Source organism: Streptomyces sp. NPDC056061 (assembly GCF_042266885.1).
Lineage (GTDB): Bacteria > Actinomycetota > Actinomycetes > Streptomycetales > Streptomycetaceae > Streptomyces.
In genome coordinates this window covers 40415-51514 of the sequence record NZ_JBHJWQ010000031.1, presented here as the reverse complement: position 1 = coordinate 51514, position 11100 = coordinate 40415, and the positions used below count along the sequence as shown (strand labels likewise).

General features: G+C 71.9%; 12 protein-coding genes. 5 read left to right on the top strand and 7 right to left on the bottom strand.

The window, feature by feature from the left end; genetic code table 11:
* The coding region (locus tag ACFC79_RS31835) for a hypothetical protein (protein ID WP_376247394.1) at positions 1 to 468 on the bottom strand (468 nt) is incomplete at its 3' end.
* 88 nt (positions 469 to 556) lie between these two features.
* On the opposite strand from ACFC79_RS31835, the gene ACFC79_RS31830 reads away from it, so the two are divergent.
* Positions 557 to 1207, top strand: a complete 651-nt coding sequence (locus ACFC79_RS31830; RefSeq protein ID WP_376247391.1) for a TetR/AcrR family transcriptional regulator — start codon at positions 557 to 559, stop codon at positions 1205 to 1207.
* 163 nt (positions 1208 to 1370) lie between these two features.
* Here the strand turns inward: ACFC79_RS31830 and ACFC79_RS31825 are convergent, their stop codons facing one another.
* On the bottom strand, positions 1371 to 2075 hold the full coding sequence (locus ACFC79_RS31825) for a bleomycin resistance protein (RefSeq protein ID WP_376247388.1): 705 nt from the start codon (positions 2073 to 2075) through the stop codon (positions 1371 to 1373).
* A 489-nt stretch (positions 2076 to 2564) separates the two neighbouring features.
* On the opposite strand from ACFC79_RS31825, the gene ACFC79_RS31820 reads away from it, so the two are divergent.
* Positions 2565 to 3137, top strand: coding sequence for a TetR/AcrR family transcriptional regulator (locus ACFC79_RS31820; RefSeq protein WP_376247385.1), 573 nt, complete (start codon positions 2565 to 2567; stop codon positions 3135 to 3137).
* Positions 3138 to 3416: 279 nt separating this feature from the next.
* Here ACFC79_RS31820 and ACFC79_RS31815 read toward each other — a convergent pair whose 3' ends face one another.
* The 4 genes from ACFC79_RS31815 to ACFC79_RS31800 form a co-directional block, all read right to left on the bottom strand.
* Complete coding sequence (locus tag ACFC79_RS31815; RefSeq protein ID WP_376247382.1) at positions 3417 to 4679, bottom strand: MFS transporter; 1263 nt, start codon at positions 4677 to 4679, stop codon at positions 3417 to 3419.
* A complete protein-coding gene (locus tag ACFC79_RS31810; RefSeq protein WP_376247380.1) occupies positions 4676 to 5830 on the bottom strand; it encodes a PLP-dependent cysteine synthase family protein in 1155 nt (384 codons plus the stop codon). The genes ACFC79_RS31815 and ACFC79_RS31810 overlap by 4 nt, the downstream gene beginning before the upstream one ends.
* Positions 5831 to 5963: 133 nt before the next feature.
* Positions 5964 to 6392, bottom strand: coding sequence for a hypothetical protein (locus ACFC79_RS31805; protein ID WP_376247378.1), 429 nt, complete (start codon positions 6390 to 6392; stop codon positions 5964 to 5966).
* Between the two features lie 146 nt (positions 6393 to 6538).
* On the bottom strand, positions 6539 to 7132 hold the full coding sequence (locus ACFC79_RS31800; RefSeq protein ID WP_376247375.1) for a hypothetical protein: 594 nt from the start codon (positions 7130 to 7132) through the stop codon (positions 6539 to 6541).
* A 580-nt stretch (positions 7133 to 7712) separates the two neighbouring features.
* Between ACFC79_RS31800 and ACFC79_RS31795 the strand changes: the two genes are divergently transcribed.
* Positions 7713 to 8411 carry a restriction endonuclease gene (locus tag ACFC79_RS31795; protein WP_376247373.1) on the top strand — a complete coding sequence of 233 codons (699 nt, stop codon included), beginning with the start codon at positions 7713 to 7715 and terminating at the stop codon, positions 8409 to 8411.
* A 130-nt stretch (positions 8412 to 8541) separates the two neighbouring features.
* On the opposite strand, the gene ACFC79_RS31790 is transcribed toward ACFC79_RS31795, so the two are convergent.
* Positions 8542 to 8985, bottom strand: coding sequence for a cupin domain-containing protein (locus ACFC79_RS31790; protein ID WP_376247371.1), 444 nt, complete (start codon positions 8983 to 8985; stop codon positions 8542 to 8544).
* 155 nt (positions 8986 to 9140) lie between these two features.
* On the opposite strand from ACFC79_RS31790, the gene ACFC79_RS31785 reads away from it, so the two are divergent.
* Positions 9141 to 9683 carry a DUF1707 domain-containing protein gene (locus ACFC79_RS31785; RefSeq protein WP_376247369.1) on the top strand — a complete coding sequence of 181 codons (543 nt, stop codon included), beginning with the start codon at positions 9141 to 9143 and terminating at the stop codon, positions 9681 to 9683.
* Positions 9684 to 10192: 509 nt separating this feature from the next.
* Positions 10193 to 10981, top strand: coding sequence for an IclR family transcriptional regulator (locus ACFC79_RS31780; RefSeq protein ID WP_376247368.1), 789 nt, complete (start codon positions 10193 to 10195; stop codon positions 10979 to 10981).
* Positions 10982 to 11100: the final 119 nt, after the last annotated feature.

Genomic DNA, 11100 nt, shown 5'->3' with positions numbered 1-11100 from the left:
CGCGCTCGGGGGGCCCGTCGGGGTCCGCCCGCCCCCCCCCCGCACCCCGAGCCCGGCGGTGAGGGGCCCCACCGGGGTGTCCCCGTACGCGTACGGCACCACGACGTCGTACGCCTCGCCGCCGAGACCGAGGTTCAGCAGCGCCACCGACGCACCTGCGGCAAAGGCCGTGGTGGTGACGGCACGGGCCCAGCGCTTGCCCGCCGTGACCCCCCGAATCGTCAGCAGCCACAGAAGCGTCCCGAGGACGCCCGTGCCGACCAGGTAGATCGCGATCGCGTTGCGGTCGGCCGCCACCTGATCCGGCCCCCAACCGGGGTACGCGTCACGGACGTGGCCGGACAGTGTGTCGACGGTGGCGATGTCCAGCAGCGGCGCGAGCGTGGCCAGGGCCGTCAGCACCAGCCCGACATACATCGCGACGGAGCGCCCTCCCTCTGCCGACAGTGGGCGGTTGGTGGTGGCCATGACTGTCTCCTTCCTTAGTCCTACGGCGTAGGATTCTTCTTCACGGTATGATCTACGGCGTAGGTTTGACAAGGGCAGGGAGTGGGACGTGGCCAGACGAGCCCAGGGCACCTCGGCGGGACTCAGTCGCGAGCGCATCGCCACCGCCGCCGTCGCCCTCGTCGACCGGGACGGCCTGGAACGTTTCGGGGTACGACGCCTCGCGGAGGAGCTCGGGGTGGACCCGATGTCGATCTACCACCACATCAAGGGCAAGGCGGCCCTGCTGGACGCGGTGTCCGAGGCCGTGCTCACCGAGGTGGCCGACGCCGCGGACGACACGTCGGACGACTGGGCACAGGTCGCCCGCCGTACGGCGCACAGCTACCGGGACATGGCCTACCGGCACCCGCGCGTGTTCCCGCTGCTGACCACGCGCGCCCAGACCTCTCCGGTGGCCCTGACCGCCCTGGAGAGACTGGTCACCGCGATGCGCGGGGCCGGACTGCCCGACCCCGTGGTCGCCGACGCGCCCCTGACGTTGTTCGGCTTCCTCAACGGATACCTGCTGGCGGTCCTCAGCGGCGAAGCCGACAAGCCCACCGAGGCCGCACCCCCGATCGACCCCGCCGAGTTCCCGGCCCTGGCCGCCCTCGCCCCCCTGCAGACCGGCTTCGGGTCCGTGGCGGAGTTCGACCGGATCCTCGACACCGTGCTCGCCGGAATCCGGGAGCGGGCCATCCGGGACGGGGCCCGCTGAGCGATCCGGCCGGCCGCCCGCTCGACCACGAGGACACCCGGCCGCCGGACCGGCTGGCCGGCTGGCCGACGCCCCATGGGCCTGTACGGCGGGCGGAATCCCCGCGGACGCGGCGGGCAACGGCCTTCGAGGAGCGACTGCGACCAGCGCTTTCGGAGCAGCCTCAGCCCTCCAGCAGCTCCTTGAGGCGTTCGAGGTCGTCCGGCACCGACTTCTGCCCCTGGGCAGTGAGTCGGACTGCGGCGGCCCGGGCGAGCGCGGACGCCGCGGTGGCTTCGTCACCGAGGCGCCCGGCGGCATCAGCACGCAGCACGAGAAGGCGAAGCAACTGCACGGGGGTGGGCCGTTCGTCCTCGATGCGCAACACCCGGTCGATGACCTTCGCGGCGCTCTCCGGATCTTCCTTCGAGTCCGCGAGCAGGGATGCGTGATGCAGGGCCCGGGAGAACGTCCCTTCGGGGGCGGGACGGTGGTGCTGGTCCCGGCTCGCCGGCTGCCCGATGCGGAGGCAGTTGCCGCCGGGATCGGTCACGAGGAACTGCCGCACGCCGTGCGACGCGTCCCTCAGCGGCCCGATTCGGGGGAGTCCCCTGGTCGGGATTCTCCCGTACGCCGCCCTGAGTCCGGTCCGGAATGCCTCGTGCAGACCATCCGCGTCGTCGGTGCGTATGCAGCACGTGCTGAACGATTCAGTCGGCTCGTACCGCTTCATCCCGAAGAAGTGGAGCTGAATGCCCCCGCGCTCCACCACCGCGTACGGATTGGGGTTTCTTTGCCGGAAGCTCACCTCGAAGCCGAGGGCGGTGTAGAAGTCGAGAACGGGCTCGATGGTCCGGCACGGCAGGATCGGAATCGTTTTCTCACTCACACCCACAAGACTAGTCAAACTTGAGTAGTGAGAGAAGGGCTTCACTGCGGACCGCCCGCCCCATCTCCCGGCACCGCCCCCGGTGACGACGGGACGGGGATCACTCCGGGCACGAACGGATCACGACAGGAGAAGGGCCGTCGGCCCCGATGCCGCGACCGCCGCGCATGCGCTACAGTGGATCTTGTTGGTCGGCCGCAACTCGCGGCGAACCGGCCTGCGTTGGTGGTCCAAGGAAAGACGCCCCGCTTCCCGCGGGGAAATGTAGGTGCAAGGCCTGCCCAGCGCTCGCTCACGAGGCCCTCCCCTCAAGGGGAGGGCCTCGTCACGTTTCTCCGCGCCCCGGGCCCCGGAGTCTCGACGCGACAGCGCGGGCCGCCGACCGTTCAACCCTCCCCCACCCCTCCCTCGCCCCCGGCCTCGCCGAGTGTCAGCCCCGACAACCTCAGCCGATTTACAGCATTCACCTTGAATGTAAAATATGTAACCATGTCGAAGATTCCGACGCACCAACTCGTGCTCGACGCCGCCTACCGCTGCTTCTGCCGCAATGGATACCGCCGTACCACGGTCTCCGACATCGTCGACGAGGCGCAGTTGTCGCGCCCGACCGTCTACAAGTACGCCGGGAGCAAGGAGGAGGCGGCCGTCACGATCGTCCGGTCCACGCTGGAGCGGGCCGGTGCGGCGGCACGAGCCGCGGCCGCCGCAGCGGGCACACCCGAGGAGAAGGTCCTCGCCGTGCTCACGGTGAAGCTGGAGGTCGCCATCCGACTGTGGCACGACAGTCCCCTTCACGCGCAGGAACTGCTGTCGGCAGCCTCCGCCCAGGCGCCCGGACTCGTCACCGCCTACACCGACGGTCTCGCCGAACTCCTGGCATCGGCCCTGTCCACGACCGTCCCGGACGGCGCTCGGCAGGCCGCCACCGTCCTGCTCACCTTCGTCCGGGGCCTGGAGGACGACCTGCGCGACGCCGACGCCGTCCGCCGCGAACTCCGCGCCGGGGCGGAGATGATCACTCGCGGGGCACTCGTCCGCCCCGCCTCGTCACCGGCCTGACCCCACCAGCAGGCCGCCGGCGAGAGGCACCATGCCCTCGTCCGCCGCTCGGTTCGAGGGCTTCTGCCTCTCCGGCCCGGCCTGCTTCGGCAGCTCCCGTGGCGGGGCCCACACGGCAGAGCGTCGCACGAGCCCGGCGCCTGCCGGGGCGTCTCGGTGATCCGCGGCCGTGCAGTCCGGCCGACCGCGTGCCCCGCCCGAGGGCACCGTCGTATGTCTCCGGGGTGACAGTGACGGCCACGCCGTCCGGCTGTCACTGTCACCCCGAGGGCCCGGCAGTCAGGCGAGCGCGGGCTGCCGTGGCGGTGCGGGGAGTCGCCCGGTGCGGGCCAGCGCGAGCACCGCCCCGGCACCGGTGGCCCCGGTCAGGGCCAGGGCAGCCCAGACCAGCCACAGTGCGTGATGTTGCGCGGCGTAGTCCCACAGGGCACCGGTGGCCAGATTGCCGAGGGTGATACCGAGCCCGGAGACGGTGTTGTAGAGGCCGTAGTGGGTGGCGACGAGGCGGTTGCCGGAGAGCGCGACGACGGTGTCCATCTCGAAGGGGTAGACGACCGCGCCACCCGCCGACAGGGCGATCACCGCGACCGCCAGCGCGGCCAGCGCCACACCGGCCGGTACGGTCCTGCCACTCGCCGCGGCCAGCGCGAGGGGCAGGAACGCCAAGCTCATCAGGGCCAGCCCGCGCATGAGGGCCTGATCGCCGCTGAAGCGTGCCTTCGCCCAGCCGGTCAGCCGCAGCTGCCCGGCCACGGCCACCGCCGCGGAGAGCACGAACAGCAGGCTGGTGGCCTTCGTGCCCTCCGGTCCGAACGCTTCCCCGGCGGCCAGCGGGAGCGCGAGATAGATCTGGAAGGTCAGCACGTACGAGCCGATCATCGCGAGGGAGAACAGCAGGAACGGCCGATTGGCCACCACTGTGCGCCACTGCGCCAGCACTCCGCTCCGGTCCTCCGTGCGCTCGGCGGCCCGCCGGGCGGGCAGGACCCGGCCCTGCAGGACGGTCAGGGCGGCGAAGATGCCCGCCGCCACCAGGCACACCAGGCGGAAGTCGGCTGCCAGCAGCGCCAGTCCGACCAGCGGTCCGGCCAGCATGCCGGCCTGGTAGTAGACGTTGAACGTCGCGAACGCCTCCACCCGCCGCTCTCCGGCCCCGGTGGCCAGGCAGGCACGCACGGCCGGGTTGAACAGGGCACCGGCGAATCCGGTGGCCGCCGAGGCGATGACCAGGACGGGCAGGTTGTTCACCATGCCCAGCAGGGCGAATCCCGCGGTCCGCAGCAGGCATCCGGCCATGATCGGCGCCTTGTAGCCGTAGCGGTCGGCGATCGTGCCGCCGATGAGGAACATGCCCTGTTGGGAGAAGTTGCGCACGCCCAGGACCAGGCCGACCGCCCATGCGGCCAGGCCGAGCTCACCGGCGAGGTGGGCGGCAAGGTAGGGCATGAGCATGTAGAAGGCGAGATTGATGGCGAACTGATTGACCATCAGCATCCGCACTGCGGGCGGAAAGCTCCGGGTGGAGGTCCACAGGGTCTTCACCGGGTCGCACCCGCCAGGTGCGCGCCGCCCGCAGTCCGCCCCGTACCGGCCGGGACGGGGTTCAGGACGGTCTCGCACTTCGTCCACCGGGTGACGGCCCGCTCCCCGGAATGGGCGATCTCGTCCGGGGCCGCGGCCGGCTCGCCGCCCAGCAGCCGGCGTTCCCGGCACCAGACGTCGTCGAAGACGGTGCCTGCGTAACGGTGCGGGCCGTCGGGGAACACTGCCGCGATCCGGGCCTCGGCCGGGAGAGTCGCGGCGAGATGCCGGGCGACCAGGGCGACCGCTCCCACACTCCAGCCGCCGGTGGCGTACCGGCAGCGGGCCAGCGCCCGCGCCGCCCACACCGCCTCATCGGCCGCGACCCAGTGCACCTCGTCGAACAGGGCGTAGTCGACGTTGCTCGGGTAGATGCTGCTGCCCAGCCCCCGCATCAGCCGTGGCGCGGCTTCCTGCCCGAAGATGGTGGACCCGCAGGTGTCCACGCCCACCACCTTCAGCGCGGGGAAGTAGCCGCGCAGGACCGAGGCCACCCCGGCGGAATGGCCCCCGGTGCCCACGCTGACCACCAGGGCGTCGATCCGCCCCAGTTGGGCGACGAGTTCCCGGGCCAGGCCCGCATAGGCGGTCACGTTGTCGGGGTTGTGGTACTGATCGGGGCACCACGCATCCGGGTGCCCCGACAGGATTTCGCCGACGTGGTCACGGCGGGCCTGCTGCCAGCCGCCGACCGGATGCGGCTCCGTGACGGTCTGCACATCCGCGCCATAGGCGGTGAGCAGTCCCGACACCAGAGGTTCCATCCCGGGGTCGGTGACCACGGTGACCGGGTGTCCGTACACGATCCCGGCCAGGGCAAGGCCCAGGCCGAGTGTGCCGGAGGTGGATTCCACGATCCGCGCGCCGGGCCGCAGATCACCGCGTTCCCTGGCGCGCTCCACCATGAACAGGGCGGTGCGATCCTTGATTCCGCCGGGATTGTGGCCTTCGAGCTTGGCCCAGAAACCGCGTCCGGTCTCCGTGAAGGGGTCACCGACCCACAGCACCGGTGTGTCACCGACCAGGGATGCCGGGGTGTGGGCCCGGCGGGTGGCACCGCTCAGCAGTTGCGCGGGCGCAGGGACGGAAGAGGGCATGAGAGTGGAGTTCATCGCACAGGTCTCCTGCCGACCGCCCTCGTGCCTGCGCGGGGCAGGGCGGGGCGAGTCGGGGTGTTCGGGGGACGGAACCGTCGGGGAAGCGGCCGCCGTCGCCCGTGCGGGCGCGACCGGCGGCACGGTCCGCTCAGGTCCGCCACACCCCCAGCACGGCGCGCGTCCGACCGTGCTCGGCACGTCCTTCGCTGCCGTTGCCGCAACGCGGAGCCCGGCTCCCGACGAGCAGCGCCCAGGCGGCATCGGGCACGAGGAGCTCGCCACCGAACGCGGGAGGCAGGAACAGCTCCGCCCGGGGGCCGGCGGCCGCGGGCTCGTCCGCTGCGCACTCCACGGCGATGCCGTGATCGCCCGGTGCCGACACGCCCGCTGCGGCAGGGAGCACGTGCGAGGAGGAGGCGGCGACGACTGCGACGACCGGCAGCGAGTCGGCTCGCGGCAGCCCGGCGGGTTGTACGCCGTGGGCGCAGCCGAGCAGGTGCAGCAGGCCGGCCAGCACCGTGAGCAGCACCAGCCGCAGCACAGGCCGGGGTACACGAAGACCCACCCGCATCAACACGACACCGAGAGTATTCGATCGATCACATGAAGTGCCCTTAAGCGGGCGGGGGAGTCCCGATGTCGGGTGCGCCGGAACGCCGCCCGCGCCGGGGGTCAGGGCAAGGGCGGGGAGTTCGAGGACGACGGCGCGAGCCGTGAGCGCCCTCAGCCGGGCCGCGGGCCCGAACCACCGCGTGCCCGGGCCCGGTCGCGGAACCATGCGCCCGTCCCCACCAGCACCGCCGCCCCGGCCCCGTACAGGGGCAGCCACAGGGTCGTCGTGGCCGCCAGGCAGTCGGCAATCGCCGTCCGGGCCTGGTCCTCCTGTGCGAACGCCAGGGCTGCGCCGTCGTTGCCGGCCAGGTTCCCCAACGCGGCCTCCGTCTGGAGGGCCTGATATCTGCCCAGCAGCTCGCAGTCGGCGCGCGTGCCCGGCATCGGGAACAGCCATGCCTGGCGCTGCAGCAGGGGAGCGAGCGCGATGGCCACGCACAGGCCGACGACCAGCGCGTACGCGACGAGACCGCGCAGGTACGCCGAGCGGATGTCCGGCGTCCACCGGGCCCGTCGCTGGAAGGCGAACAGCACCGCCAGGAGCGTCACCCCGATGAACATGGCGAACCACTGCCACGAGCCCTGGGCGAGCGCGAACGTCAACACTGCGGCGAGTCCGATGCCGATGACCCCGGGAGAGGGAGTGTCCTCGCCCGCTGCCGCGGATGCGGGCCTCGGGGTCGCTCGGGGGCTGGGATCGCTCACGGGTCTCTCCTGCGCGGGGAGCCATCAGCATTCCCCGCGGGGCGTCGGGGCCCGGGCGCCATGCCGTACCGGGCCGGGCCTCCCGCCCGGATGGCCCGCTCCGGCCGGCGGGGCTCGGGCCCACGTGCCGGGCCCCGTGTGAACGCGATGGGGCCTCGCTCGCGTGCGTGGCCGAGCGTGCCGAACCGGTCGGCGTCTCGCGCAGCGCAGCCGGACGGGCCGGGACGCTGCCGCGGCCCGTACCCCACTGCCGAGACTTCGAGGATTCGGCCAGAGGGCCGGTTTACCGTCATTCACCGGCAAACCGGCAACAGCACCGGTCCCCGCCGAGTACAAAAGACCGGGATGCCGCCCGCCGAACCGCGGGGCGGCAATGGCCGGGTGGGGAGGTTCGGCGGTTGCTCACGTTCGACCTGGCGGTGTTGGCCTCGGTCGTCGCCCTTTTCCGACTGTGCCGCCGCACCGGGGCTCGGAGCCGGCCGGACGAGCGGTTCACCGCGATCACGGTCCTGGGCCCCGGGCCGGTTCGCGAGCGACGTCACCCGGGCCGGCCGGCGAACCGACATGCGAAGGAGCACCGATGACCAGGCGTCCGTCCGCACGGCGACGTTCCAGGCGGCCGAGAAGGCCGCGTCGGCGGGGGGACGAGCGGCTGATCGGCCTTCTCGTCGTGGCGGCTGCAGCCGTCGGCCTGGCGGTGGCTGTCGTGAACTGGCTGCTGGCCCACTGGTGGGTACTCGTCCTCATCGGCGCGCTCGCGGCGCTGGTGGGCGGTGTCCGGTTCCACCGGCAACAGCGGCGGGCCAGGTGGGAAGCGGTACGCGCCCGGGGCCTGCGCTACGGGTTGTCCCAGCTGGATGCCCTGCACCACTCCCGGTTCGAGGACGCGGTACGGGACCTGATGCACCGTGACGGCTGCCGGGACGCGGTCCGGGTGGGCGGCAGCGGGGACCTGGGCGCGGACGTGAAGGCCACCGACCCCTTCGGGCGGCGCTGGGTGATCCAGTGCAAGCACCGAAGCAAGGGCCTCGCGGGCTCCGCGGTGGGCACACCCGACCTCCAGGTGCTCAACGGCACCGCACGACAGGTCCACGGCGCCGACGTAGCGGTGATCGTGACCAACGGCCGCGTGACGGCGCCCGCCGTGGCCTTCGCCGAGCAGCAGCGCCTGCACGTGGTCGACCGGCACACCCTCGGAACTTGGGCGTCCGGCTCGCATCCTCTGTGGGAACTGCTCCGGGCCGTTCCACCACCCCGCAGGCCCACCGCGCTCTCCTGAACAGGCCCCCGGCAGGTTCGAGGGTGTCCCCCGGCTCGGGAGAGGCGCGGGCGCTGATCACCGGCACGGCAGGGGTCGGCCGGAGGGTGCGGGGCGGGGAACGGATGCCTCGTCCGGTCCGGCCCGCCTCCTACCGCGCGTCCGTCCCCTCGAACCGGTACAGCTCGGGCACCGAGACCTTGATCGGTTCCTGCGTGGTCCGCGCGATCACGACGACCACCGGCTCGTCCGGGTCCGGATTCTCCTCGCGATGCGGGACGAACGGGGGAACGAGCAGGAAGTCGCCGGGACCGGCGGAGATCCGCACCTCCCGCACGCCGTCGTGGTAGACGAACACGGGGTGTCCGCCGACCACGAAGATCCCCGCTTCCGAATCGCCGTGGTGATGATTGTCCGTCGCGCTGAGCGGCGGGTTCTCGACCAGCCCCATCCAGAGCTTCTTCGAGCCGACGGTGCCGCCGCTGAGAGCGGTGCAGCCGTCCAACTCGCCGGCTCGTACGTGGTGGACCCGGTCGGCCACCGGCGTGCTGTCCTCGGTACTCGGTGCGGATCGGACACCTTCGTGAGTGCTCATCGTGTGATCTCCTCGTTGTTGTCGACGGCCTCGGGTCGAGCACCAGGCTGCGACCACCGCGCCCGGAGCGACAACTGCTGTTGCGGAAATGGCAACGCCGGAGTCGGGAGTGCACAGGAGTGTTCGCGTTGTCGGCACGGCGGTAGTGTGAGGAGGTGGCCGCTCTGCCGGAAGACCGGCCGCCGCTGATCGGCGAGGACGACCGCGACATGGCCGTGCGGCGGCTCCAGGAGTCTTACGCCGAGGGGCACATCGCGCACGAGGATCTGGACGAACGCCTCCATCAGGTGCTCACCGTCGAGACGCGCAGCGAGTTCGCGGCGGCTCTGGCCTCGCTCCCGGAGGAGAGCGCGGGCACCACGTCCACGATCGCCGCCGCTGCCGGACGGATCCAACGGCGCGGCGTATGGCGGGTGCCGCGGAACCTCAGGGTCGAGTCCGCGTTCGGGCGCGTGCATCTGGACCTGTCCCGGGCGGTCATCGAGCATTCGGTGGTCGACATCGAGTGGCAACTCGGCACCGGCGGGGCCAGGATCACGGTGCCTCGCGATGCCGTCGTCGACATCGAGGATCTGCGCACCGGGTGGAAGGAATCGCTCTACAAGCCCCGGCAGCACTCCCGTCCCGGCGGGCCGACGATCCGGATCTCCGGAACCATGGGGTTCGGACGGTTGAGGATCCGCCACGCACGACGTTGAAGTTCCGTCCGCCGCCGCGTGGACGGCCGTCCGTCAGGGGTGATCGGGGCCGGGGACCGCCGGGGCGCGCATCCGGGCCGTTGTGGCCGTGCATCGGTCGGCGCGCGGAATTGTGTCGGTCCTGTACCGGCCCCCGTCCGCGCCCACGCGGGGCGAGGACGGGGGGATGCACAGGCAGGCGCAGCCACCGTGTCGCGGCGCTCCGTCCGGTGGGCGGGCGCAGCCGTACTGCCGCCCGGCCCCCTGCCCTGCCGTATTGCCGCCCGACGGCGGTGGGTGCCGGGGACGTCGACGACGGCGTTCGTCCTGCTGTGCGCCCTTCTTCGAGCGGTGGGCGTCTGCCTCTTCGAGCGGCCGACGCCCGCCTGTGGACATGCTGGGCAACACGTGATCGGCCCGGGTCCGTTCCGTTCGAGAGCCGCCTGATTTCACGGACAGCCCCCGGTTCGACGCGATATGCTGATGCAGATTGTGCAAACGGTTTGCACAGTTTGCAGAATGGGAGGGTCATGGCTACGCGGGCGACCGACGCAGGGACGAACCAGAGTGTCGAACGAGCGGTCTCGGTGCTGCGCGCACTCGACTCCGGCCGCGCCGAACTACGCGTCTCCGATGTCGCCGAACTCACCGGGCTGGGCTCCTCCACCACCTCCCGCCTCCTGTCCACCCTCGAACGCCTCGACATGGTCGAACGCGACCCCGTCAGCAGCCTCTACCGCCTCAGCCTCGGCATCCTCCCGCTCGCCGCGACGGCCGCCAATCGGCACCCCGTCCACCGCGCCGCCCGCATGGTCCTCCAGGACCTCGCCACCCGCACCGGGCTCGGGGCCAACGTCGCCGTCCGCCGCGGCACCGAGCTGATGTTCCTGTGCAATTTCGAGGGGACCCGCGCCCCCAAGTCCCATACGCAGGCCGGACACACCGCCCCGCTGCACGCAACCGGCATCGGCAAGTGCCTGCTCACCGGCCTCACACCCAAGGAGCGCCGGAAGCTGCTCCCCGAACCGCTCGCCGCGCACACCGACTACACGACCACCAGCCATGACCTCCTCGACGCCGAGATCGAGACCGTCCGCCGCACCGGCTACGCCGTCGAGGCCGAGGAACGCGCCCTGGGCCGCGCTTCGCTCGCCGCGCCCGTCCGCGATGCCTCGGGGGACGTCGTCGCCGCCATCTCCCTGTGGGGCCCCGCTTCCCTGCTCGGCAACCACACCGAGGCCCAGGGGCAGAGCCTCGCTCTCACCCGCGAGGTCATCGAAGCCGCGGACGCCATCAGCCAGGCGCTCGGCGCCCTTTGAATCACATGGCGGAGGGGCCCGTCGGAGATCGTACGATGGACCTCCGGGCCCGCCCGCCGGCGGGAGCCCGCCCGACGCCGTGAAAGGGATAAAGTGAGCGCGCCGGGCCCCCGGGGGAG

Coding starts and splice junctions, on each gene's coding strand:
- ACFC79_RS31820 (WP_376247385.1), top strand. CDS start 2,565: ATGTCGAAGATTCCGACGCACCAACTCGTGCTCGACGCCGCCTACCGC.
- ACFC79_RS31810 (WP_376247380.1), bottom strand. CDS start 5,830: ATGAACTCCACTCTCATGCCCTCTTCCGTCCCTGCGCCCGCGCAACTG.
- ACFC79_RS31795 (WP_376247373.1), top strand. CDS start 7,713: ATGACCAGGCGTCCGTCCGCACGGCGACGTTCCAGGCGGCCGAGAAGG.
- ACFC79_RS31790 (WP_376247371.1), bottom strand. CDS start 8,985: ATGAGCACTCACGAAGGTGTCCGATCCGCACCGAGTACCGAGGACAGC.
- ACFC79_RS31780 (WP_376247368.1), top strand. CDS start 10,193: ATGGCTACGCGGGCGACCGACGCAGGGACGAACCAGAGTGTCGAACGA.